General features: G+C 64.6%; 25 protein-coding genes and 1 riboswitch. Of the genes, 14 read left to right on the top strand and 11 right to left on the bottom strand.

The genetic code is table 11. The annotated features are described in order from the left end of the window. Positions 1-5 precede the first annotated feature (5 nt). The 3 genes from F8A10_RS00415 to aroQ are packed head-to-tail and all read left to right on the top strand — an operon-like array spanning position 6 to position 3,042. Entirely contained in the window at positions 6-1,886 is a 1,881-nt protein-coding gene (locus F8A10_RS00415; protein WP_152366457.1) for a PAS-domain containing protein, read from the top strand. After that, positions 1,879-2,580, top strand: coding sequence for a response regulator transcription factor (locus tag F8A10_RS00410; protein WP_010392200.1), 702 nt, complete (start codon positions 1,879-1,881; stop codon positions 2,578-2,580). The genes F8A10_RS00415 and F8A10_RS00410 overlap by 8 nt, the downstream gene beginning before the upstream one ends. A gap of 27 nt (positions 2,581-2,607) precedes the next feature. Next, on the top strand, positions 2,608-3,042 hold the full coding sequence (gene aroQ / locus F8A10_RS00405) for a type II 3-dehydroquinate dehydratase (protein WP_010392198.1): 435 nt from the start codon (positions 2,608-2,610) through the stop codon (positions 3,040-3,042). Between the two features lie 91 nt (positions 3,043-3,133). On the opposite strand, the gene F8A10_RS00400 is transcribed toward aroQ, so the two are convergent. Beyond that, the gene (locus tag F8A10_RS00400) at positions 3,134-3,724 is read right to left on the bottom strand and encodes a hypothetical protein (protein WP_152366456.1); all 591 of its coding nucleotides are present in this window, start codon (positions 3,722-3,724) and stop codon (positions 3,134-3,136) included. 238 nt (positions 3,725-3,962) lie between these two features. After that, positions 3,963-4,565 (bottom strand): HAD family hydrolase, encoded by a 603-nt coding sequence (locus F8A10_RS00395; protein ID WP_152366455.1) that lies wholly within the window; start codon positions 4,563-4,565, stop codon positions 3,963-3,965. 180 nt (positions 4,566-4,745) lie between these two features. Here F8A10_RS00395 and F8A10_RS00390 point away from each other — a divergent pair, with 180 nt between their 5' ends. From F8A10_RS00390 to F8A10_RS00340, 11 genes are all read left to right on the top strand, one after another. Then, positions 4,746-5,912: a nucleotide sugar dehydrogenase gene (locus F8A10_RS00390; protein WP_010392192.1), complete on the top strand. Its 1,167-nt coding sequence runs from the start codon at positions 4,746-4,748 to the stop codon at positions 5,910-5,912. Between the two features lie 92 nt (positions 5,913-6,004). Beyond that, a riboswitch (TPP riboswitch) is annotated at positions 6,005-6,109 on the top strand. Between the two features lie 63 nt (positions 6,110-6,172). After that, positions 6,173-7,000 (top strand): bifunctional hydroxymethylpyrimidine kinase/phosphomethylpyrimidine kinase, encoded by an 828-nt coding sequence (gene thiD / locus F8A10_RS00385; RefSeq protein ID WP_152366454.1) that lies wholly within the window; start codon positions 6,173-6,175, stop codon positions 6,998-7,000. After that, positions 6,997-7,974, top strand: a complete 978-nt coding sequence (locus F8A10_RS00380; RefSeq protein ID WP_152366453.1) for an FAD-dependent oxidoreductase — start codon at positions 6,997-6,999, stop codon at positions 7,972-7,974. The genes thiD and F8A10_RS00380 overlap by 4 nt, the downstream gene beginning before the upstream one ends. Continuing rightward, the gene (thiS, locus tag F8A10_RS00375) at positions 7,958-8,155 is read left to right on the top strand and encodes a sulfur carrier protein ThiS (protein ID WP_085502753.1); all 198 of its coding nucleotides are present in this window, start codon (positions 7,958-7,960) and stop codon (positions 8,153-8,155) included. Before F8A10_RS00380 ends, thiS begins: the two co-directional genes overlap by 17 nt. 1 nt (position 8,156) lies before the next feature. Beyond that, positions 8,157-8,921 carry a thiazole synthase gene (locus F8A10_RS00370; protein ID WP_010392181.1) on the top strand — a complete coding sequence of 255 codons (765 nt, stop codon included), beginning with the start codon at positions 8,157-8,159 and terminating at the stop codon, positions 8,919-8,921. Further along, on the top strand, positions 8,918-9,514 hold the full coding sequence (locus tag F8A10_RS00365) for a thiamine phosphate synthase (RefSeq protein WP_152366452.1): 597 nt from the start codon (positions 8,918-8,920) through the stop codon (positions 9,512-9,514). Before F8A10_RS00370 ends, F8A10_RS00365 begins: the two co-directional genes overlap by 4 nt. Beyond that, positions 9,511-10,470, top strand: a complete 960-nt coding sequence (locus F8A10_RS00360) for a HesA/MoeB/ThiF family protein (RefSeq protein ID WP_176224571.1) — start codon at positions 9,511-9,513, stop codon at positions 10,468-10,470. The genes F8A10_RS00365 and F8A10_RS00360 overlap by 4 nt, the downstream gene beginning before the upstream one ends. Continuing rightward, complete coding sequence (locus F8A10_RS00355) at positions 10,470-11,411, top strand: ABC transporter substrate-binding protein (RefSeq protein WP_010392175.1); 942 nt, start codon at positions 10,470-10,472, stop codon at positions 11,409-11,411. Before F8A10_RS00360 ends, F8A10_RS00355 begins: the two co-directional genes overlap by 1 nt. Beyond that, positions 11,408-12,082 (top strand): thiaminase II, encoded by a 675-nt coding sequence (tenA, locus tag F8A10_RS00350; protein ID WP_152366451.1) that lies wholly within the window; start codon positions 11,408-11,410, stop codon positions 12,080-12,082. The genes F8A10_RS00355 and tenA overlap by 4 nt, the downstream gene beginning before the upstream one ends. Next, the gene (locus F8A10_RS00345) at positions 12,079-12,798 is read left to right on the top strand and encodes an ABC transporter ATP-binding protein (RefSeq protein ID WP_152366450.1); all 720 of its coding nucleotides are present in this window, start codon (positions 12,079-12,081) and stop codon (positions 12,796-12,798) included. Before tenA ends, F8A10_RS00345 begins: the two co-directional genes overlap by 4 nt. Continuing rightward, a complete protein-coding gene (locus tag F8A10_RS00340) occupies positions 12,795-13,526 on the top strand; it encodes an ABC transporter permease (RefSeq protein WP_152366449.1) in 732 nt (243 codons plus the stop codon). The genes F8A10_RS00345 and F8A10_RS00340 overlap by 4 nt, the downstream gene beginning before the upstream one ends. 4 nt (positions 13,527-13,530) lie before the next feature. Here the strand turns inward: F8A10_RS00340 and F8A10_RS00335 are convergent, their stop codons facing one another. The 9 genes from F8A10_RS00335 to F8A10_RS21005 form a co-directional block, all read right to left on the bottom strand. Next, positions 13,531-14,643, bottom strand: a complete 1,113-nt coding sequence (locus F8A10_RS00335; RefSeq protein ID WP_152366448.1) for an ABC transporter permease — start codon at positions 14,641-14,643, stop codon at positions 13,531-13,533. Next, complete coding sequence (locus F8A10_RS00330) at positions 14,640-15,548, bottom strand: ABC transporter ATP-binding protein (RefSeq protein WP_010392163.1); 909 nt, start codon at positions 15,546-15,548, stop codon at positions 14,640-14,642. Before F8A10_RS00330 ends, F8A10_RS00335 begins: the two co-directional genes overlap by 4 nt. Further along, a complete protein-coding gene (locus F8A10_RS00325; protein ID WP_152366447.1) occupies positions 15,545-16,486 on the bottom strand; it encodes an HlyD family secretion protein in 942 nt (313 codons plus the stop codon). Before F8A10_RS00325 ends, F8A10_RS00330 begins: the two co-directional genes overlap by 4 nt. Then, on the bottom strand, positions 16,479-17,111 hold the full coding sequence (locus F8A10_RS00320) for a CerR family C-terminal domain-containing protein (RefSeq protein WP_227493389.1): 633 nt from the start codon (positions 17,109-17,111) through the stop codon (positions 16,479-16,481). Before F8A10_RS00320 ends, F8A10_RS00325 begins: the two co-directional genes overlap by 8 nt. Before the next feature lie 169 nt (positions 17,112-17,280). After that, positions 17,281-18,054, bottom strand: coding sequence for an ABC transporter ATP-binding protein (locus F8A10_RS00315; RefSeq protein WP_010392156.1), 774 nt, complete (start codon positions 18,052-18,054; stop codon positions 17,281-17,283). Beyond that, positions 18,051-19,034 carry an ABC transporter substrate-binding protein gene (locus F8A10_RS00310; protein WP_010392154.1) on the bottom strand — a complete coding sequence of 328 codons (984 nt, stop codon included), beginning with the start codon at positions 19,032-19,034 and terminating at the stop codon, positions 18,051-18,053. Before F8A10_RS00310 ends, F8A10_RS00315 begins: the two co-directional genes overlap by 4 nt. Positions 19,035-19,063: 29 nt before the next feature. Next, positions 19,064-19,903, bottom strand: coding sequence for an ABC transporter permease (locus F8A10_RS00305; RefSeq protein WP_010392152.1), 840 nt, complete (start codon positions 19,901-19,903; stop codon positions 19,064-19,066). A gap of 4 nt (positions 19,904-19,907) precedes the next feature. Then, positions 19,908-21,260 (bottom strand): LLM class flavin-dependent oxidoreductase, encoded by a 1,353-nt coding sequence (locus tag F8A10_RS00300; RefSeq protein WP_152366445.1) that lies wholly within the window; start codon positions 21,258-21,260, stop codon positions 19,908-19,910. A gap of 84 nt (positions 21,261-21,344) precedes the next feature. Next, positions 21,345-21,494, bottom strand: coding sequence for a hypothetical protein (locus F8A10_RS21005; protein ID WP_193668129.1), 150 nt, complete (start codon positions 21,492-21,494; stop codon positions 21,345-21,347). Positions 21,495-21,644: the final 150 nt, after the last annotated feature.

Raw genomic sequence — 21,644 nt, 5'->3', positions numbered from 1 at the left:
GCGCAATGCCAGCGACTGACATGCCATCCAGCGACCGGCACGCCGAGCTGACCAGATCGGGGCTGAACCTGATCCAGCAGGCGATCTCGATCTTTGATGCGGACCTGCGACTGGCGGTCTGCAACCGGCCCTATCAGCAGATGTTCGGCCTGCCGGATAAGCTGACCCGCACCGGTGCGACTTTTCAGGATACCATCCGCTATCTGGTCGATCGCGGCGAATACGGCCCGCAAGAGGACCCCGAGGCCGCGATCCGAGAACGTGTCGATCAGGCCCTGACCTTTCAGCCGCATTATCTGGAACGCAGACGCGCCGATGGCCGCTGGATTTCGGTCGAGGGGGCACCCTTGTCCCAAGGCGGCTGGATCGCCGTCTATACCGACATCACCCATATCAAGCGGCAAGAGGCGCTGTTGCGCGCCCGTTCGGCCGAACTGTCCGAGCTGGTGCTGGAAAACGCCGAGCGGCTTTCTGCTGCAAACCGGGCGCTGGCCGCAACCAATGCCGCGCTGGAAGAGGCCAAGCGCATCCTGACCGAATCCGAGGCGCGGACCCGCCATGTCACCGCCATGGTCCCGGCCCATATCGCCCATATGGATCGTGAGTTCCGGTATACATTTTCGAACAACCAGATATCGCTGGTGTTTCCGGGCACCGATCCCTCGGTCATCGGCCGACGGTGCGAAGATGTTCTGGGGGCGGAAACATTTGCGCGGCTAAGACCCCATCTTGACCGCGCGGTATCGGGCCAGTCGCAGGTGTTCGAGATCACGCACCCGCCTTCGGGCCGGCGTATCCGCATCGCGCTGACGCCCGACCAGAACGGGCGCGGTGTCTATGTCCTTTCGACAGATGTCACCGCCGAGGTTCAGGCGCGCGAGGCGCTGACCCATGCCGCCAAACGCGCTGTGGCGGCCCAGATGACCTCGGGGCTCGCGCATGATTTCGGCAATCTTCTGACCATTATCCTTGGCCTGCAGGGACGGCTTGCCCGCGCCAGCCTGCCACCCGAACAGGCCGAGGATGTACAGGCGACGCTGGCCGCCGCCCGGCGCGGGGTGCGGTTGCTTGACGGTATCTCGGCGCTGACCGGCCGGCGCGAGCATCAGCCGCAACCGGTCGAACTGCGCTCGATGCTGAATGATCTGGCCGCCATGACCCGGCCGACGCTGGGCGCAGGCGTGACGCTGGACACGCATATCGGCGATCTGCCCGCGCGGGTGATGCTTGATCCCGGCGCGTTACAGGATGCGCTGCTGAACCTGATCCTGAACGCGCGTGACGCCATGCAGGGACAGGGCCGGATCGGGATCAAGATCCGCCCCGCCGGAAGGTGGCTGGAAATCATCGTTTCTGACAGCGGCCCCGGTTTCTCGCCCGAGGCGCTGGCCCGCGCGACCGAACCGTTTTTCACCACCAAGGGCAGTCAGGGCACCGGGCTTGGCCTGTCGATGGTCTATGACCAGATCAAGCTGTCGGGCGGGACACTGCGGCTGCTTAATACCGAGGGCGGCGGCGCGCAGGTCATCATCCGCCTGCCGTTGCGCGCTGCACGTCCGCAACTTGTGCTGCTGGTCGAGGATGACGATGCCATCCGCGCCCATATCCGCGAGATGCTGACCACGCAGGGCCATTCGGTGATCGAGGCGGGTTCGCTTGGCGAGGCACGCGGCCTGACCGATCTGCCGGGGCTGACGCTGATCCTGTCGGACCTGCAACTGGGCGATGGATCGGGGGCGGATCTGCGTGGCCGCGGGCTGCCGCTGGTGCTGATGACAGCGCTGCCTCCGGGCGATCCGCGCAGGTCAGGGCTTGACTGTCCGGTCCTGACCAAGCCCTTTGACGAAACCGAACTGGCCGTCGCCATGGCAAGGACCGATGACTGACGCACCTCTGATCGCCATTCTCGACGATGAGCCCGAGATCCGCCGCCTGCTGTCCTCGGCGCTGGAAGAGGCGGGCTTTCGCACCGTCGGCTTTTCCCGCGCGACCGAGTTCGAGGCCGCCCTGCGCCGCATCCAGCCCGATGCCTGTCTGATCGACCTTGGCCTGCCCGACCGCGACGGGCTGGCGCTGGTGCACCGGCTGGCCAGCGAATCCGGCACGGCAATCATCATCATTTCAGGCCGGGCACAGGTACAGGACCGGGTAACCGGGCTGGAGCTGGGGGCCGATGATTACATCATCAAACCTTTTGAACCGGCCGAGGTCGTGGCCCGCATCCGCGCCCGGTTGCGCAAACCCCAGCGCGAAAGCGGCCCGGGTCGCCAGCAGTTGCGCTTTGCCGGCTGGTCGGCGGATTTCGACCGCTACACGCTGACCTCGCCCGAGGGGGCCGAAACCCCGATCAGCCATGCCGAGGCCGAGGTCCTGCGCCTGTTTCTCGACAATCCTCGCCGCCTGATCTCGCGCGCGCAGATGCTTGAGGCGCTGGGCGGCACGGCAGGCGAAAGTTTCGACCGGGCGATGGATGTGCGTATCTCGCGCCTGCGCACAAAGCTGGGCGAGGACCCAAAGAACCCCCGCCTGATCAAGACCATCTATGGCGCAGGCTATATCTTTCTTGCCGAACTGGGCTAGATTGCCCCCACTTTTGCGGAGAATGACATGCCCACCGTCTATGTCCTGAACGGCCCGAACCTGAACCTGCTTGGCCAGCGCCAGCCCGAGATCTATGGCAGCACCACGCTTGCCGATATCGAGCGTGACTGCCGCGGGCTGGCGGCCGATCTGGGTCTGGACATCGCCTTTCATCAGTCCAACCACGAAGGCGTGCTGATCGACCTGATCCATGAGGCACGGCAAAAGGCCCAGGCGATCGTCATCAACCCGGCCGCCTTTACCCATACTTCGGTTGCGATTCTTGATGCGCTGAACGCTTTCGACGGGCCGGTGATCGAGGTGCATATCTCGAACGTCCACAAGCGTGAAAACTTTCGCCACCATTCCTATGTCAGCCTGCGCGCCGAGGGTGTGATTGCCGGCTGTGGCTTTCATGGCTACCTGCTCGCGCTGCGTCATGTTGCAAGGCTGATCAGCTAGGAGGCGGGACGCCAGATTCCCCGGTTGCGGCGAAACCAGTCGTAACAGGCGGCATCGGCGGCACCCCGACCTTTGCCCTGCCACGAAAACCTTATAAGCGCGTCGCGGCGGGCAATCCTTCGCTTGCCCCGTATGACGCCCAAGGCGTAGAGCCAGATCCCGACCCCGTTCCGCGCAAAATTGCCCGATGGCCACGGATCATCCACGGTCCACAGCAGTTTCGGAATATCAAAGGCGCAATCAGGCTGGAATCAGCGCGCAACATGGCCCCGCCATAGCCTTTGAACATACCAGCATACCCCGATACTACCCATGCCGAGGGCTTGTGCAGCCCCTGCGTGGCCAGCCGTAGCAACCGGCACAGGCTGCCTTTCTTGCGTGGCACGGCACCACGGGGCAACGACCCTTCGCGGCGACCGGGAACAAAGGCCCCCGCCCCGGCAATCACGCGATCGGGGTGTTCCCGGCGCGCTGCAAGAAACCGGCTGGTCCACAGCGGGTCGTAGCGCCGGTCATCGTCGCAAAGCAGCAACTCGCAATCCTGCCCCCGAAACTCGTGCACCGCAGGCAGGATCTTGGTCGCAGGGCCATAGTCCTGATCGGTCCTGACCACGGTGATGCCTTGGGGAACCTGCGGCAGGCACCCGTCCCAATCGGGAAAACGGCGATAGCGGCGCGGCACGCAAAGCCGCACCTGATCCGGGGGATACGCTGGTTCAGCACCGATTTCAGCGTCGGCCCGATCCCGGCAAAGCGAGGCGGGGTCGAAGTCAGGGTCACGCGCAGGACTGCCTGATTCGGATCGTTCCCGGCCGCGCCCATCTGCCCTGCTGCAAATAGATCAGGGTACAGTCGCGCCGGCTGTGCGGACCTGACCCCATCAACCTGACAGGGGGCTGCCCCCCGCTGTCAAGAATACTTCAGAACAACCCGCGCCGCGCCAGCTCGTCGCCCAGCGCGCCGGCCCCGGTGAACTGGATCGCATCGATTCCCAGCCCTCGCGCCGCTTCGACATTCGGCAGACTGTCATCAACGAATACGCAATCCTCGGGCCGCAAACCGTTGCGATCCATCACCATGCGATAGATCGCCGGGCCTGGCTTCATCATCCCGACGCGGCCTGACACAAGAATGTCCGCGAAAACCGCGCCCAGCCGAGGATGCAGCTCCAGCGCATGGGGCCATGTCTCGGCCGCCCAGTTGGTCAAAGCATATAGCGGAACGCCGCGCGCAAGCAGGGCCTCGGCGACTTCCCACGTCCCGGGGATAGTCTTTTCGATGGTCAGCGGAAAAGCCGCGAGATAGCCCGCCAGATGCCGCGCCTCGTCGCCATGCTCGGCCCGTGCGGCGGCAAGACCGTCCTCAAAGCTGCGCCCGCCGTCCTGCAACCTGTTCCAGCCGGCAAAATCGATGCGCTGCATCCAGGCCTCGGCCTCGGCCCGGCTGGTAAAGATATCCGCAAAGGCCAGCGCAGGGTCCCAGTCGATCAGCACCCCGCCAAGGTCGAAAATCACGCTTTTCATGGCATCCTTCCGCTTCGGTTGCGCCCAGATCGTCCGGAATGCCCCGCCAAGTAAAGCCCCGAGCCGCCGATTCCCCCGATGCGGCCCGATCTTACCCCACGCGGCAAAAATCTGCGCGACAGCTCTGACAGATCCAATCTGAACTGGACTGTTTTCTTCAGAGTGGATAGGACCCCGCACATGCGTATTTCTGTCGCCGGGCTAGGCTATGTAGGAATGTCGATCGCGGTGCTGCTGGCGCAGCACAACGAAGTCATGGCATTCGATCTGAACGCAGAGCGCGTGGCATTGGTAAATGCCCGCCGCTCACCCATTCAGGACCCCGATCTCGAGGAATGGCTGGCTGGAAAGCAGCTGTCCCTGCAGGCCACGACCGACCAGGCCGAGGCTATGGCGGGGGCGGATTTCGTCATCATCGCCACGCCGACGAATTACGACCCGCGCACGAACCGCTTTGACACCCAAAGCGTCGAGGCTGTGATCGCCCAGGCCCGCGACCACGCCCCGCAGGCAACGATCGTGATCAAATCCACGGTGCCCGTCGGATTCGTGGCACGGATGCGGCAAGAAACAGGCAATGAGAACATCATGTTCTCACCCGAGTTTCTGCGTGAAGGCCGCGCGCTTTACGATAACCTTTACCCGTCGCGCATCGTCGTCGGGGATCATGGCCCCGCTGCGCATAAGCTGGCCGATCTGCTGGCACAGGGCGCGATCCGCAAGGATATGCCGGTGCTTTTCACCGGCCCCGCCGAGGCCGAGGCGATCAAGCTGTTCGCCAACACCTACCTTGCGATGCGCGTGGCCTATTTCAACGAGTTGGACAGCTATGCTCTGGCCCGCGGCCTGAACCCGCGCGAAATCATCGAGGGCGTCGGCCTCGATCCGCGGATCGGCGATCAGTACAACAACCCAAGCTTCGGCTATGGCGGCTACTGCCTGCCCAAGGACAGCAAGCAGCTTCTGGCCAACTATGATCAGGTCCCGCAGAACCTGATTGCGGCGGTGGTGGAAAGCAACCGCACCCGCAAGGACTTCATCGCCGACCAGATCATCGCACGCGAACCCAAGGTTGTCGGCGTCTATCGGCTGGTGATGAAGGCCGGCTCGGACAATTACCGCGACAGCTCGATTCAGGGCATCATGAAGCGGATCAAGGCCAAAGGCATTCCCTGCATCGTCTATGAGCCGGTGCTGACCGAGGATCACTTCTTTCACAGTCCGGTCATCCGTGACCTCGACGCCTTCAAGGCCGAGGCCGATCTGATCATCGCGAACCGCCTTGGCCCCGAATTGGCCGATGTGGCAGACAAGGTCTATACCCGCGACCTCTTTGGCGTGAACTGAACGCAGGCAGGGCCCTGCCCCCAGCTTCCCTGACACCCGGACCCCGCAGCCCTTGCAACCCGGGGCGCGGGGCCCTAGTGTCATGCAAACGACTCATACACTTGGGGGGCCCCGCAACGGGGCTGAGAGGTGCAAGGCACCGACCCATCGAACCTGATCCGGGTCATGCCGGCGTAGGGAAGGGTAGAGTGAAGCGGCAAGACCATCCGCAAAACTGTCCCGACCCCGTCTGCATGCCCGGCTGAACTGAAAGGCGGGCCATGCCGGGATTTCCTTCCCCACCTATCGCGCTGACGATTGCCGGATCGGATAGCGGCGGCGGCGCCGGGATTCAGGCCGATCTGAAAAGCTTTTCAGCACTCGGCGTCTTTGGCGCTTCTGTGATCACAGCCATCACCGCCCAGAACACCCGCACCGTTGCGGCGGTCGAAGCCGTCAGCCCGGCGATGATCGCCGCCCAGATCGATACGGTCTTTGGTGATCTTGATGTGCGCGCTGTCAAGATCGGCATGCTGGGCGGCCCGGATGTGATCACGGTGGTGGCCGACCGTCTGACCGCGCTTCTGGCAGCCAATCCGATCCCGGTGGTGCTTGACCCGGTGATGGTGGCAAAGTCGGGCGACCCGCTTTTGCCGGACGAGGCAGTCTCGGCCCTGCGTGAACGGCTTATCCCGCTTGCGACCGTTCTGACGCCGAACCTGCCCGAGGCCGCGCGGCTTCTGGATCGCGCCCCCGCGCAAACCCCGGATGAGATGCGGGCGCAGGGCAAGGCACTTTGCGCCCTGGGCGCCACACATGTGCTGATGAAGGGTGGCCATGCCAGCGGAGAGACCTGCACCGACCTGCTGATCGGAGCCGAACCGCTGACCCTGACCGCACCGCGCCAGCACACAGCGAACACCCATGGCACCGGATGCTCACTGTCCTCGGCCATCGCGGCAGGGCTTGCGCAGGGGATGACGGTGCCGGATGCGGCAGACCGCGCGCATGGCTGGTTGCAGGGTGCAATTGCGGCCGCAGATGAGCTGGCGGTGGGGCTGGGCCATGGGCCCGTGCATCATTTCCACGCGCTATGGAGGCAGGCATGACCGCGATTACCATCCTGGGCGCGGGGGTGATGGGTCTCTCGATTGCGACCGAACTGGCCGCGCGTGGGAAACAGCCGCGTATCATCGACCCTGCCGGCAAGCCCGGCTCACATGCCTGCAGCTGGCGCGCGGGCGGCATGCTTGCTCCCTATTGCGAGGCCGAAAGCGCCGAGCCGGTGGTGCTGCGCCTTGGCCTCGATGCCGCCGATTGGTGGGAAGCAAATGGCGCCGAGGTCACCCGGCGAGGCACGCTTGTGCTTGCCCCCTCGCGCGACCGGACCGAACTTGACCGCTTTGCCCGGCTGACCAAGGCGCATCAGCCGGTGACCGGTGACGATATCGCGACGCTAGAACCCGAACTGGCCGGCCGCTTTTCGCGCGGGCTGCATTTCGGCACCGAGGCGCATCTGAACCCCCGCGCCGCCCTGCTGGCTCTGCGCGACCGGCTGGAACAGCGCGGCATCCGTATCGAGACCGAGGGCGCACCGACCGGCATGATCGTCGATGCGCGCGGCCTTGCTGCCAGGGACGAGCTGCCCGATCTGCGCGGCGTGCGCGGCGAAATGCTGGTGCTGCGCTGTCCCGAGGTCACGCTGACCCGCACCGTGCGGCTTTTGCATCCGCGCATCCCGCTTTACGTCGTGCCGCGTGGCGACGGGGTCTATATGATCGGCGCGACCATGCTGGAAACCGGCGGCAGGTATCGCGTCACCGCCCGTTCGGCGGTCGAGATGCTGTCGGCTGCCTATGCCCTGCATCCGGGCTTTGCCGAGGCCGAGATCCTTGAGCTTGGCTCGGACGCGCGCCCCGCCTTTCCCGACAATCTGCCCCGCCTGCGCCGGCGCGGTGGCACGCTTTTCGCCAACGGCCTTTACCGCCACGGCTACCTTCTGGCCCCTGCCGTGGCACGTATGGCCGCCGATTATCTGCTTGAGGGCCGGAAACCGGAGTTCATGGATGAAGATCACCCTTAACGGAGCGCCGCGCGACCTGACCGGCCCGTCCGTGCAGGACGTGCTGACCGAAATCGGACTTGGTACGGCCAAGGTGGCAACGGCACTGAACGGTGCCTTCCTGCCCGCCGCGGCCCGCCCGGAAACGACGCTCAGCGACGGCGACGCGCTGGAAGTCGTGGCCCCCATGCAAGGAGGCTGAGATGCCGGTCTTTTACGGAACCGAGGTCGCAAGCCCGCTGATGCTGGGCACCGCGCAATACCCCTCGCCCGCGATCATGGCCGAGGCATTCCGCGCCTCGGGCGCTGGCATCGCCACCGTCAGCCTGCGCCGCGAAGGCGGCGGCGGGCAGGACTTCTATCGCCTGATCCGCGATCTGGGCATCCCCGTCCTGCCCAATACCGCCGGCTGCCATTCGGTGCGCGAGGCCGTGACCACCGCCCAGATGGCACGCGAGCTGTTCGAGACGCCCTGGATCAAGCTTGAGGTCATCCGCGACGACGACACACTTTGCCCCGATGTGATCGCGCTGGTCGAGGCGGCACGGGCGCTGTCCGGGGACGGCTTTCAGGTATTCCCCTATTGCACCGAGGATCTGTCGGTCTGCGGACGGCTGCTTGATGCGGGCTGCGAGGTGCTGATGCCCTGGGGCGCGCCCATCGGCTCGGGCCGGGGTCTGAACAATCCCTATGGGCTGCGCAGCCTTAGGGCGCATTTCCCCGGTATCCCGCTGGTGGTCGATGCAGGCATCGGCCTGCCAAGTCACGCCGCGCAGGCGATGGAGCTGGGCTATGACGCGGTGCTGCTGAACACCGCCGTCGCCAAGGCAGGCGATCCGGTCGCGATGGCCCGCGCCATGGCATCGGCGATCGAGGCCGGAAAACTGGCCCATGGCGCAAACCCGATCGAGGCACGCGACATGGCCGCGCCTTCGACCCCTCTGTTTGGAATGGCGGTGCTGGGATGAAACTGCCGCGCTTTTACCCGATCTTTGACAGCGCCGATTGGCTGCGCCGCGCCCTGCCTCTGGGCGTGAAACTGGTTCAGGTCCGCATCAAGGACCAGCCCCCGGCCCAGCTGATGGGCGAACTGGCATTGTGTCGGGAACTTTGTCGCGATCACGGCGCGACGCTGGTCGTCAATGATCACTGGCAGGCCGCCATCGACCTTGGCTGTGATTTCATCCATCTGGGACAAGAGGATCTGGACACCGCCGACCTGCCGGCGATCCGCCGCGCCGGGCTGCGGCTTGGCATCTCGACCCATGACCATGCCGAGTTGGAGCGGGCGCAGGCCCTTAAGCCTGATTACATCGCCCTGGGCCCGGTATGGCCGACCATTCTGAAAAAGATGAAATGGGAACAGCAGGGCCTTGACCGCGTCCGCGAATGGCGCAGGCTGGTGGGCGAGACGCCGTTGGTCGCCATCGGCGGCATGACACCCGGGCGCGCGCTGGAAGCCTTTGCCGCGGGCGCGGATATTGCTTCGGTTGTCACCGACATCACGCTGAATCCCGACCCCGAGGGCCGCATCCGCGAATGGCAGCGGGTGGCGGCATGACCCGCTATGCCCGCCAGATGGTCCTGCCCGAGGTCGGCGCAGCGGGGCAAGAGCGTATCTCTGCCGCCCGCGTGCTGATCGTCGGCGCGGGCGGTCTGGGTGTGCCCGCACTGCAATATCTTGCCGGGGCAGGCATCGGGCAGATCACCCTGATCGACGCTGATACGGTCGAGGAAACGAACCTGCACCGCCAGCCGCTGTACCGGATCGACGACATCGGTCAGCCCAAGGTCCGCGCCGCCGCGCAGGCGCTGGCGCGGCTGAACCCTGCCGTTAAGGTCGAGGCGCTAAAGGACCGGCTGACACCCGTGAATGCGCCTGCGCTGATCGCGGCGGCGGATGTGGTGCTGGATTGCGCCGACAGCTATGCGGCCAGCTACACCTTGTCTGATGGCTGCCTTGCAGCGGGAAAGCCGCTGATCTCGGCCTCGGCGCTGGGGCTTTCGGGCTATGTCGGCGGGTTCTGCGGCGGTGCGCCCAGCCTGCGCGCGCTTTTCCCCGACCCGCCTGACAGCGGCCAGACCTGTGCGACCGCTGGCGTGCTTGGCCCTGTCGTCGGGATGCTGGGCTGTATTCAGGCCCAGATGGCGCTGCGGCTGATCCTTGGCACCACGCCCTCGCCCTTGGGTGAGTTCGTTCGCTTTGAGGCCGGCCGCTTCAGTCAGTTCCGCTTTGACGCCGCGCCCGAAACCACCGGCCCCCGCTTTATCGCACGTGATGAAATCACCCCAGCTGATCTGGTCATCGACCTGCGCCCCGAAGACGAGGCGCCGCGCAAGGCCACCCCGCAGGCGCTGCGCCTGCCCGGATATGGCCCAACCGGTCCCCTGCCCGAGCCCGGTCAGCGTGTGGTGCTGGCCTGCCGTTCGGGTCTGCGTTCCTGGCGCGCCGCCGACGCGCTTTCCCACCGTTGGGATGGCGAAATCGCCCTTCTTGCCCTTGGAGACGAGAATTGATGAAACATTTCACCCTTGCCGCCGCCTTTGCCCTGCTGGCCCAGCCAGTGCTGGCCGAGGATAAGGTCACGCTGATCCTTGACTGGTTCGTGAACCCCGATCATGCGCCGATCATCGTTGCGCAGGAAAAGGGCTTCTTCAAGGACGAGGGGCTTGAGGTCGAGATCGTCGCCCCCGCCGATCCTTCGGATCCGCCCAAACTGGTCGCCGCGGGCAAGGCCGATTACGCCATCAGCTACCAGCCGCAACTGCATCTGCAGGTGCATGAGGGCCTGCCCCTGCGCCGCGTCGGCACGCTGGTCGCAACGCCGCTGAACTGTCTGATGGTCAAGGCCGATGGTCCGGTGCAAGAGATTGCGGATCTCAAGGGCAAAAAGATCGGCTATTCCGTCTCGGGCGTCGAAGAGGCGCTGGTGGGCCAGATCCTTGCCTCGGCCGGGCTGACGATGAACGATATCGAGATGGTCAACGTAAACTGGTCGCTGTCGCCCGCATTGATTGCCGGTCAGGTCGATGCCACCATCGGCGCCTATCGCAATTTTGAGCTGACGCAGATGCGGCTCGAGGGGGCCGAGGGCAAATGTTTCTTTGTCGAGGAACAGGGCGTTCCGACCTATGACGAGCTGATCTTTGTCGCCAACCCCGACAATCTGGATCGCGACCGCACCCTGCGCCTGCTGCGCGCGGTCGAACGCGGCGCACAATATATGGTCAACCACCCCGGCGAAGCGTGGGAGCTGTTCTCGGCCACCGCGCCCGACCTCAAGGACGAGCTGAACTCTGAGGCGTGGAAGGAAACGCTGCCGCGCTTTTCGCAAAGCCCCGCCGCACTGGATCAGGGCCGTTATGCCCGGTTCGAGGAATTCCTGCATAAGGCCGGCCTGATCGACAAGGTGCTGCCCGTCTCGGATCTGGCGGTGGATGTGGGGGCCGCGCAATGACCAGCTATGGCCACGCCTTCGCCGCCTGGCGCGCCGCCTGCCAACCGGATTGGGATGCCTATACCCGTCATTCCTTTGTCGAAGGATTGCGCGACGGCACCCTGCCGCAATCGGCTTTTCTGACCTATCTGGTTCAGGACTACCTGTTCTTGCAGAACTTTTCGCGCGCATGGGCGCTGGCCGTGGTCAAGGCTGGTGATCTTACGGAAATGCAGACCTGCTCGACCACGGTTCACACGCTGCTGAACTATGAAATGGACTTGCATGTGCGCACCTGCGCCAGCGCCGGCATGGATCGCGAGGTGCTGAGCAACGCCCAAGAGGCGGTGACCAATATCGCCTATACCCGCTATGTGCTCGAGGCAGGCTATTCGGGCGATTTTCTGGACCTGCTTGCGGCGCTGATGCCTTGCGTGCTGGGCTATGGCGAAATCGGGCTGCGGCTTGCACGCGAGGCAGCGCCCGACACGCCCTACCGGAACTGGATCGACACCTATGCGGGCGAGGAATATCAGGCGGCCTGCGCCGAGGCCGGGGCGCTGCTTGACAGCGCGATCCGCAAACGGCTGGGCGACACCCCCGAACAAAGCCCCCGATGGGCCGCGCTCTCTGACCGCTTTGCGACCGCAACCCGGCTTGAGGTCGCGTTCTGGGAACTGGGCAAGCCATGACCGCCGCGGCAGCGCTGGTCCGTGGCCGTGCCTGGGTGGGCGAGGCCCCGTTGTTCGCACCGGTCGACCTGCGGCTTGAAGATGCGGGCTGGACCTGCCTGCTTGGCCCCTCGGGTGTCGGCAAATCAACCATCCTGCGGCTGATCGCCGGGCTTGAAACCGGAGCACGCTTTGAGGGTGAGGCGACGCGCGACAAGCCCGTGGCGCTGATGGCGCAGGACCCGGGCCTGATCCCCTGGCTTGATGTGACAGGCAATGTCACGCTTGGCGCAAGGCTGCGCGGCACGCTGCGACAAGGGGACGAGCCCGCCGCCCGCGCGGCCGCGCTGATCAAGGCCGTGGGGCTTACCGACCGCGCCCATCACCTGCCGGCGAATCTTTCGGGCGGGCAGCGCCAGCGCGTCGCCCTTGCCCGGACTCTGTTCGAGGACCGGCCGCTGGTGCTGCTTGATGAGCCCTTTTCGGCGCTTGACGCGCGGACGCGGGCACAGATGCAGGACCTGGCCGCGCGGCTGCTGGAAGGGCGTGCGGTGCTGCTCGTTACCCATGACCCGGCCGAGGCAGCGCGGCTTGGCGACCGGATTCTGCTGCTGCGAGAGACGGGGCTGACCGAATGGCCGGTCCCGACCCTGCGCCCCAAAGGCGCCGCCCGCCCCTATGACGCACCCGAGGTCCTGCAATTGCAGGCCCGGCTGATGCGGGGGATGATGGCGTGAGAACAGTTATCGCGCTGATCGTCACCGTTCTGGTGCTGTGGCAGGGGGTCATCTGGCTGGCCGGCATGCCGCCCTTTCTGCTGCCCTCGCCCCGCGCGGTGCTCGAGGCGCTGTGGCTGAACCGGGCCGAGATCACCCGTCACGCCGGTTTCACGCTGGCCGAGGTGGTGCTGGGCTTTACCCTTGGCTCGGCCCTGGGGGCGGCGCTGGCGGTGGTGATGGGCTTTTCGCAAAAGCTGACCGGTGTGCTGCGCCCCATCCTGACATTCAGCCAGACCATTCCGGTCTTTGCGCTGGCGCCGATCCTGACGCTGTGGCTGGGCTTTGGCATGTCGCCCAAGGTCGCCATGACGGTGCTGATTGTCTTTTTCCCGGTGGTCAGCGCCTTTCTGGACGGGCTGATGCGGACGCCTCAGGCTGCGCTGGATCTGGCGCAGGTCATGGGCGCCAGCCCCATCCGTATCATGCGCCACCTGCGCATCCCTGCAGCACTGCCAGGCCTTGCGACCGGGCTGCGCCTGGCGGCAGTCTATGCCCCGATCGGGGCGGTGATCGGCGAATGGGTCGGCGGCGCACGCGGCCTTGGGGCGCTGATGATCCACGCCAACGGCCGGATGAAGACCGATCTGGTCTTTGCCGCCCTGTTGGTGCTGTCGGTAATGACCGTAGTCTTTGCCCGGCTGGTGGCACTGGCGCTGCACCGCCTGCTTTCGCGCTATGGGGTCTGAGCGCCTAGTCCAGCGTCCGGCGGAACCGCAACAGCGCCAGCGCCCCCAGCACCACCACCATGACCGAAAGCGCGCCGAATTGCGCCAGCACATCGGGCAGCCCCGCCCCCTTTAGCATGATGCCCCGGACGAGGCGCAGCAGATGGGTGACCGGCAACAGTTCACCCAGCATCTGCGCCCAGCCGGGCATGCCCCGGAACGGGAACATAAACCCCGACAGCAGAATCGAGGGCAGAAAGACGAATATCGCAATCTGCATCGCCTGCATCTGCGTACGGGCGACGGTCGAGATCAGATAACCAAGCAGCACCAGCGCCAGTACAAAGACCATCACCCCGGCAAGCAACAGCGCGGGCAAACCCATGAAGGGCACATCGAACAGCGCCCATGCCACACCAAGGATCACAAGGACCTGCACCGCCCCCACGCCAAGAAAGGGCGCGATCTTGCCCAGCATGATCTCGGCCGCGGTGGCGGGCATGGCAAGCAGGTTCTCCATCGTGCCGCGCTCGATCTCCCGGGTCAGGGCCATGGCGGTCATCATCACCATGGTCATTTGCAAGATCACACCCAAAAGACCGGGGACGATGTTGTAATGGGTGATGCCCTCGGGGTTATAGCGGCGGTGGACGACGATCTCGGGTCCTGCGGCCTCGGGCACCGCAAGGTCGCGGCGAAAGGCGCTTTCGGCGATACCACCCAAAGCGGCGATTGCGCCGCTGGTGGCCGTCGGGTCCGAACCGTCAGCCTCGACCAGGACCTGCGCCCGTTCGCCACGCAGCAACCGCTGGCCGAAATCAGCAGGTACGGTGACGACAAATGAGACCTTGCCTTGCGCGATCAGCCGCTCGGCCTCAGAGGGCTGCGCATCGGGATGGGTGATGCGATAATAGCCACTGTTTTCAAGCGCGGCGACAAGGCTGCGGCTGAACTGATCCTGAACCGGGGCGATCAGCGCCGTCGGCATGTGGCGCGGATCGCTGTTGATCGCATAGCCAAACAGCAGCAATTGCATGATGGGCACGCCCAGCATCATCGCAAAGGTCACCCGGTCGCGGCGCATCTGGATGAATTCCTTGCGCAGGATCGCCCACAGACGTGTCAGCGAAAGGCTCATTGCATATTGTCCTGCGACTGATCCATCAGGCGGATGAACACATCCTCAAGGCTTGTCTCGACCGGCTGGCCCGAGACCCCTTCGGCCGCCAACGCCGCCTCAAGCCTTGCGCGGTCGGGCCCGGTCACATGCAGCGAGGTGCCAAAGGGTTCGACCTGCCCGACGCCCGGAGCCTTGCGCAACCGCTCGGCCAGCGCACCGGGCCGGGGCGACTGCACGGTCATCGTGATCAGCCCTGCCCCCGCGATGACCTTGGCCACCGTACCCGAAACCACCAGCCTGCCATAGGCGATGTAATTGATGCGGTGACAACGCTCGGCCTCGTCCATGTAATGGGTCGAAACCAGCACCGTCATGCCCGACAGCGCGCGGGCGTGGATTTCATCCCAGAACTGCCGGCGCGCCTTGGGATCGACACCCGCCGTCGGCTCATCAAGCAGCAAAAGACGCGGCTGGTGCATGATGCAGGCGGCAAGCGCCAGCCGCTGTTTCCACCCGCCCGACAGGCTGCCGGCAAGCTGGGCGCGACGCGCGGTCAGGCCCAGATCCTCAAGCGTGTCGCGCACCGCCTGGCGCGGCAGGCCATAAAGCCCGGCGACGAAACCAAGGTTCTCTTCGATCGACAGGTCTTCATAAAAGGAAAACCGCTGCGTCATATAGCCGACCTGTCGGCGGATCGCCCGCTGATCGCGGCGCACGTCAAGGCCCAGCACCGTACCGCTGCCCGCATCGGGGGTCAGAAGGCCGCAGATCATGCGAATGCAGGTCGTCTTGCCCGAGCCGTTCGGGCCCAGAAACCCGGCAATTTCGCCCTCGGCGACCTTCAGGGCGACGTCATCGACCACCTTCCTGCCGCCAAAGGATTTCGTCAGGCCCGAGACATCAATGGCGGTCACCACGGTCATGGCTCAGCCCAGACCTCAACGATCTGGCCGGGCTTCAGCGCATTGCCGGGGTCCGGGACGGCCTCGACCAGATAGATCAGCTTTTGCCGGCTGTCGCGGGCATAGATGACCGGAGGCGTAAACTCGGCCTCATCCGCGATGAATGAAACGGTGGCCGAGACGGGCGCGCAACCGTCGCAACCGACCGTCAGCCGCGTCCCCAAAGCCAGCGCCGAAATATCCGCTTCGCTGACGTAAAAGCGCAGCCGCAGCGCCCCGTCCGGCAGAAAAACCAGCACAGGGGCCGAGGGTCCGGCCATTTCACCCGGATGGCGCAGGATATCGGTGACAATGCCCGGGGCTGGGGCGGTCAGGCGACGCTGCTGAAGCTGCCATTCCATCGCCTCGCGGTTTGCCCCGGCCTCGGACAGCGTGGCGCGGGTGGCGGCGATGGCATCGGGACGGGCGGGCAAGGCGACCACGGCCAGCCGGGCCTCGGCCTCATGCAGCGCGGCCTGCGCCATATCGGCAGCAGCGCGGGCATCGTCCAGCTGAGCGGGCGAGCTGACGCGCTGTGCAAGCAACCGCTCTTGCCGCACGGCCTCGCGCGCCGTCTGATCGGCATGGGCGCGGGCCGAGGCGACGGCGGCCTCGCTGGCGGCAATCTCGGGCGTGCGGCCACCTTTTTCCAGATCAGCTAATGCGCTGGCCGCGCGGGTATAGGCCGCCTCTGCCCCAGCCAGCGCGAACGCAGCGTCGCGGTTTTCCATCTGGACCAAAAGCTGTCCCGCCTCGACCCGGTCACCGCGCTGGACGTCCAGCATCTCGACCCGGGCTGCCACTATCGGTGCGATGTGGATATACTCGCCCTCGACATAGCCGGTGCCCAGCGGTGCGGATGCCCCACAATAGGGCAGCAACGCAGCAAGAAAGCCCAATGCGCACAGCAGGTCAGCCATCCCCGCCCCCGATCATCCGGTCAAGGTTGATCAGCATGCGGCGCATGATCGCACGGGCCTCGGTGCGGGAATACTGGCTCCACCCCATCCGGCGCTGAACGATGGGCGCGGCGACACGGAAATAGACCGCCTGCCCGAACAGCGAAAATACGGCAAGCTTGACGTCCTCATCCTCGGCATCAGCACCTGTCGCGGCGGACCACAGCGCGCATAGCCCCCGGTGGCGCGGCTCGACCAGCGTCAGGTAAAGCCGGTCCAGCACCGGGCTGCCCGGCTGGGCCAGTTCGCGCAGCACAAAGGCTACCGCGTCGCTGGCACCGGGGCTGACAATCAGAAAGGTCACGATCCGGCGGACCAGACGCCGCAGGATCAGACGCGCCAGACGCGCATCCGGCCGCTCTTGACCTGCGGGCAGAGGGCGGGCGACATGCGCCACCCATTCCGCCACCATATCGGCACAGGCAAGGCGCAATCTCTCTTTGCCGCCGAAATGATAGGCGATCGAGGAAATATTGACCCCCGCCTGCGCAGCGATGGCCCGGGTCGAGGCGGCCTCAAAGCCGCCATGCCCAAACTGCTCCATAGCAGCGCGGATCAGCGCGACGCGGGTCGGATGCGGTTTCATGGCCGACATACCAGAAATCAATCAATCGATTGATACAGGATTTCCGCCCTTAAGTCGAGACCATCACGCAAAGCGCCCGCACCCATTGCCTGCAGGAAAGCAAAAGATCACGAAACCCTGTCTGGCCCGCATGGCGGAGGGAGGAGAGGCGGCCAGACAGGGCTCGCGGTCAATGCAGACCGAACTCCGCCATCAGACGGCGGCGCATGGCAACAAAGCCCTGCTCGCTGCGATCCCGTGGTCGCGGCAGGTCCACATCAATCAGACGGGCGGGGTCGCTATTGTCGCGGGACAGGACCAGCACCCGATCGGCAAGAAAGATCGCTTCTTCAAGGTCATGCGTAACAAGAATCATGGTCACGCCCTCTTCACGCCAGATGCGGGCCAGCTCTTCTTGCATAGTCAGCTTGGTCATGGCGTCCAGCGCGCCAAAAGGCTCGTCCAGCAGCAGGATTTCGGGCTGCACGGTCAGGGCACGGGCGATGCCGACGCGTTGCGCCATGCCACCCGAAAGCTGGCGCGGCCACGCCTCGGCAAATTCGGTCAGACCGACAAGGTGAATGTAATGGCGCGCCCGTTCGCGGGCCTGAGCGGCGGGAACGCCCCGCACCTCAAGCCCGAAGGCGACGTTTTCCAGTACCGTGAGCCATGGCAGAAGCCGGGGTTCCTGAAAGATCACGGCCCGTTCCCGCCCGACGCCGGCTACCGGATGGCCGTCGATCAGCACCTCGCCCCGGTCGGGCGATTCAAGTCCGGCGAGTACCCGCAAAAGCGTGGTCTTGCCGCAGCCCGAGGGGCCGACGATGGCGAGGATCTCGCCACCGTTCACGTCCAGATCCAGATTACGCAGCACCGAAAGCGAACTGCGGTTCAGCGCATAGGATTTGGACAGGCCCCTGACCTTGACCTCTCCGCGCAGGATGGAAGGTTGCAGATCCGTCATTTCGCCGCCACCGCTTCGCCGCTGACCAGCAGAATGTCGGCTGCCTTGAGCTTGCCCTTTTCGACCTTGCCTTCGCGTTCAAGCACGTCGATCCAGAACTGGATGTCACGCTCGACCGGCAGGCCGCCTTTGCGCACACCGTAGCCGGCGAAATACTGCGCGACCTCGGGGTTTTCGCCCCGCTCGCTCAGCACCTTGGCGAATACCTTTTTGGCCTCGTCAGGGTTCTCGCGCGCCCAGTCCAGCGCCTTGGCCGCACCATCGACAAAGGCGCGCGCCTCTTGCGGATGGGCATCTACCCAGTCGCGGCGCAGAACGACAAAGCCGCCCGCGATCTCGCCCAGCACGTCGGTATCGTCAAAGATCGCGCGGATGCCGCCACCCTGACGGGCCGCGCCCTCAAAGGTGGTCTGCCAATAGCCAAATGCCGACACATCCACCTGTTTTGAACGCAGCACCTGTTCAAGCTGCGGTCCCGGGACGACGACAAGGTTAACCGCATCCTGCGGCAGCCCTTTTTGGTGCAGCGCCTCGCGAACGGTATAATCCAGATGAGCACCCAGAGTGTTCACGGCGACAGTCTTGCCCGCGATATCCTCGATCGACTTGATCGGGCTGTCTTCGAGCACGTAAAAGATCGACTGGACCTCGTCATTGATGCCCTGGGTCGGATAGGCGGCGACAAAGTCATTCCCGCCGATAATCGAGTTCAGCACAGCCGAGGTCGCCGCGCTGCCGATATCGGCACTGCCCCCGGCAAGGGCGATCAGCGATTCAGGCCCGCCCGAGGCATAGCCAAGGTTTTCAAGCTTGATCCCGGTGCCTTCGTAATAGCCCAGTTCTTCGGCCAGTTCATGGGCCGACAGGCCGCCATGGCTGGCCAGATAGCGTAGGGTCACCTCGGCCTCAGCAGCGGTGCCGAACGAAAGGCCAAGCGCGGTCGTCAGCGCAAGGCTGCGCAGGGAAAAGATAGCAGTCATGGGGTGTCTCTTTCTTGAAAGGGGGGTGATCAGCGGACGGGCGCGGCCCAGCGGCACAGGCGGTTTTGCAGCGCAACAAGGATGAAGTTCGCCACAAGCCCCAGACCAGCCAGCAAAAAGATCGACGCGAACATCAGCGGGATCTGGAAATTGTACTGAGCGTTCATCACCTGAAAACCCAGGCCCTTGTTCGCGCCGATCATTTCAGCCGCGATCAGCAGCAATAGCGCCGTGGTCGCCGACAGTCGCAGTCCGACAAAGATCGACGGAACCGACGCGGGCAGGATCACACGCCGGAACACCGCAAGGGGCGTCGCGCCATAGGTCCGGGCCATCTCGATCAGCTTGCGGTCCACCTCTTTCACGCCGCCGATGGTGGCCAACAGGACCGGAAACAGCGTCGCCCAGAAGATCACAAAGATCTTGGAGGTCTCACCCAGTCCCAATAGCAGGATAAAGACCGGGTAAAGCGCCAGTGCCGAGGTCTGACGGAAAAGTTGCAGGATCGGATCAAGCGCCCGTTCCACCGCCGCGATCTGGCCCATGAACAGCCCCAAAGGGATGCCCAGCACCACCGCCGCAGCAAAAGCGATACCCGAGCGTTGCAGACTGATCGCGATGTCATCGACCAGCGCACCCGAGGCGATCCCGTTCCACAGCGCCGATGCGATGGTATCCAGCGGCGGCAGCACCGAGGGGCTGACCCAGCCGGACCGGCTTGCCACCTGCCAAAGGATCAGGAAACCGGCAAGAAGGCCATAGCGCGACAATGCCTCACGGGCAAAAGCCGCCCCGCGACGGGTCAGGCCCGGCTCTGCGCTTTCGCCGGATACCTGCACGGTGGTGCTGTCGAGATGCTGATAGGTCATCGTGTCACTCCGCCGCATGAACCGAACGGCGCTGCACCGTCCAGCGGTTTTCAGGGAAGGGCAGGCCCAGATTTTCGCGCAGGGTCCGGCCTTCGTATTCGGTGCGGAACAGCCCGCGGCGTTGCAGCTCGGGGATGACCAGATCGACGAAATCGGTCAGCCCGGTCGGCAACCAAGGCGGCAGGATATTGAAACCATCCGCACCCTCGTTCTCGAACCATTCCTGCAGGGTATCGGCGACCTGCCGGGCGCTGCCCACAATGGTGAAATGACCGCGCGCCGAGGCGATCCATTGGTAAAGCTGACGGATGGTAAAGCCGTTTTCATCGGCGATCTGGCGGATCAGCGTCTGGCGCGACTTCATCCCCTCGGTCGGATCAAGCGGCGGCAGCGGCCCATCCAGATCGGCGCCGGTCAGATCCAGCGTACCGCCTGTCAGCCCCTTGATCAGCGCGATTCCGTCCTCTTCCAGAATCAGGCTGGTAAGGCGCTCATACTTTTCGCGCGCTTCGGCCTCGGTCCGGCCGACAAAGGGCGAGACGCCCGGCATGATCAGGATGTGATCGGGGTTACGTCCCAGCCCACGCGCCCGGGCCTTGATATCGCGATAGAATTCCTGCGCGGTATCAAGACGCTGATGGGCGGTAAAGATCACCTCGGCGGTGGCGGCGGCAAGGCCGCGGCCGTCCTCGGACTGGCCGGCCTGGACGATGACCGGATGCCCCTGCGCCGAGCGCGAAACGTTCAGCGGCCCCCTGACCTTGAAATGTTCGCCCTGATGATCAGTGAAATGCACCTTATCGACGTCAAAGAACACCCCGGTTTCCTTGTCGCGGATAAAGGCGTCGTCCTCGAAACTGTCCCAAAGTTTCTTGACCACATCGACGAATTCCGCCGCCCGGCGATAGCGCCATGCATGTGGGTGCTGGTGGTCAAGGCTAAAGTTATGCGCCGCGCTTTCCGTGGCTGTTGTCACCACGTTCCAGCCCGTACGCCCGTCCGATATCAGATCAAGCGAGGCGAATTTGCGCGCAAGGTTATAGGGTTCTTCGTAGGTGGTCGAAGCGGTGGCGATAAAGCCAAGGTTCCGCGTCAGCGGCGCAAGCGCCGAAAACAGGGTCACCGGCTCAAAGCCCGCGACCTTGGCATTGCCGCCCTCGATACTGCCGCCAAAGGCGATGGCAAGCCCGTCGGCAAGGAAATAGGCGTCAAAAAGGCCGCGCTCGGCCTCTTGAGCAAGCTTGAGATGGAAATCAAAACTGGTCGCCCCGTCGGCGGGCTGGTCGGGGTGGCGCCAGGCGGCAATATGCTGGCCGCCACCGGGAAGAAAGGCACCAAGGCGGATCTTGCGGGTCATCTGTGCTTTCCTTTTGGCAATACTCGGCTGGTCCCGCGAGAGGGCGGGTCAGCCTGGATCAGGGGATGAGATCTGGTGTGAGGGTCAGGCAGTCGCGGCGAACATGTGCCGCCGCATACATCGCGGTGCGGCAATGGCGCAGATTGCGGCCTCATCTGCCATCAGAGCGACCGCCAGCATGGCTTGCGGCAGGCCGTCTGAACGGCCGGGATAACCGGCGATGCAGAGGGTCATGGGTCTCTCCTAATGACGATCTGATTTGTCGTCTAATATCCCTGACCAGAACGGCCGCGGCCATTCCAAAAACCCCGGGTCAGGGAGAAAGCTTTTATCGTCCGCAACCACGCGCAGAGATAAGGATGGCGGATTCGCCGGTCACCGCTG

Source organism: Paracoccus kondratievae (genome assembly GCF_009301415.1).
GTDB lineage: Bacteria > Pseudomonadota > Alphaproteobacteria > Rhodobacterales > Rhodobacteraceae > Paracoccus > Paracoccus kondratievae.
The sequence above is the reverse complement of the archived record's forward strand: the minus strand, read 5'-3'. Positions and strand labels throughout refer to the sequence as shown.

Coding starts and splice junctions, on each gene's coding strand:
- F8A10_RS00415 (WP_152366457.1), top strand. CDS start 6: ATGCCAGCGACTGACATGCCATCCAGCGACCGGCACGCCGAGCTGACC.
- F8A10_RS00410 (WP_010392200.1), top strand. CDS start 1,879: ATGACTGACGCACCTCTGATCGCCATTCTCGACGATGAGCCCGAGATC.
- aroQ (WP_010392198.1), top strand. CDS start 2,608: ATGCCCACCGTCTATGTCCTGAACGGCCCGAACCTGAACCTGCTTGGC.
- F8A10_RS00395 (WP_152366455.1), bottom strand. CDS start 4,565: ATGAAAAGCGTGATTTTCGACCTTGGCGGGGTGCTGATCGACTGGGAC.
- F8A10_RS00390 (WP_010392192.1), top strand. CDS start 4,746: ATGCGTATTTCTGTCGCCGGGCTAGGCTATGTAGGAATGTCGATCGCG.
- thiD (WP_152366454.1), top strand. CDS start 6,173: ATGCCGGGATTTCCTTCCCCACCTATCGCGCTGACGATTGCCGGATCG.
- F8A10_RS00380 (WP_152366453.1), top strand. CDS start 6,997: ATGACCGCGATTACCATCCTGGGCGCGGGGGTGATGGGTCTCTCGATT.
- thiS (WP_085502753.1), top strand. CDS start 7,958: ATGAAGATCACCCTTAACGGAGCGCCGCGCGACCTGACCGGCCCGTCC.
- F8A10_RS00370 (WP_010392181.1), top strand. CDS start 8,157: ATGCCGGTCTTTTACGGAACCGAGGTCGCAAGCCCGCTGATGCTGGGC.
- F8A10_RS00365 (WP_152366452.1), top strand. CDS start 8,918: ATGAAACTGCCGCGCTTTTACCCGATCTTTGACAGCGCCGATTGGCTG.
- F8A10_RS00360 (WP_176224571.1), top strand. CDS start 9,511: ATGACCCGCTATGCCCGCCAGATGGTCCTGCCCGAGGTCGGCGCAGCG.
- F8A10_RS00355 (WP_010392175.1), top strand. CDS start 10,470: ATGAAACATTTCACCCTTGCCGCCGCCTTTGCCCTGCTGGCCCAGCCA.
- tenA (WP_152366451.1), top strand. CDS start 11,408: ATGACCAGCTATGGCCACGCCTTCGCCGCCTGGCGCGCCGCCTGCCAA.
- F8A10_RS00345 (WP_152366450.1), top strand. CDS start 12,079: ATGACCGCCGCGGCAGCGCTGGTCCGTGGCCGTGCCTGGGTGGGCGAG.
- F8A10_RS00335 (WP_152366448.1), bottom strand. CDS start 14,643: ATGAGCCTTTCGCTGACACGTCTGTGGGCGATCCTGCGCAAGGAATTC.
- F8A10_RS00330 (WP_010392163.1), bottom strand. CDS start 15,548: ATGACCGTGGTGACCGCCATTGATGTCTCGGGCCTGACGAAATCCTTT.
- F8A10_RS00325 (WP_152366447.1), bottom strand. CDS start 16,486: ATGGCTGACCTGCTGTGCGCATTGGGCTTTCTTGCTGCGTTGCTGCCC.
- F8A10_RS00320 (WP_227493389.1), bottom strand. CDS start 17,111: ATGAAACCGCATCCGACCCGCGTCGCGCTGATCCGCGCTGCTATGGAG.
- F8A10_RS00315 (WP_010392156.1), bottom strand. CDS start 18,054: ATGACGGATCTGCAACCTTCCATCCTGCGCGGAGAGGTCAAGGTCAGG.
- F8A10_RS00310 (WP_010392154.1), bottom strand. CDS start 19,034: ATGACTGCTATCTTTTCCCTGCGCAGCCTTGCGCTGACGACCGCGCTT.
- F8A10_RS00305 (WP_010392152.1), bottom strand. CDS start 19,903: ATGACCTATCAGCATCTCGACAGCACCACCGTGCAGGTATCCGGCGAA.
- F8A10_RS00300 (WP_152366445.1), bottom strand. CDS start 21,260: ATGACCCGCAAGATCCGCCTTGGTGCCTTTCTTCCCGGTGGCGGCCAG.
- F8A10_RS21005 (WP_193668129.1), bottom strand. CDS start 21,494: ATGACCCTCTGCATCGCCGGTTATCCCGGCCGTTCAGACGGCCTGCCG.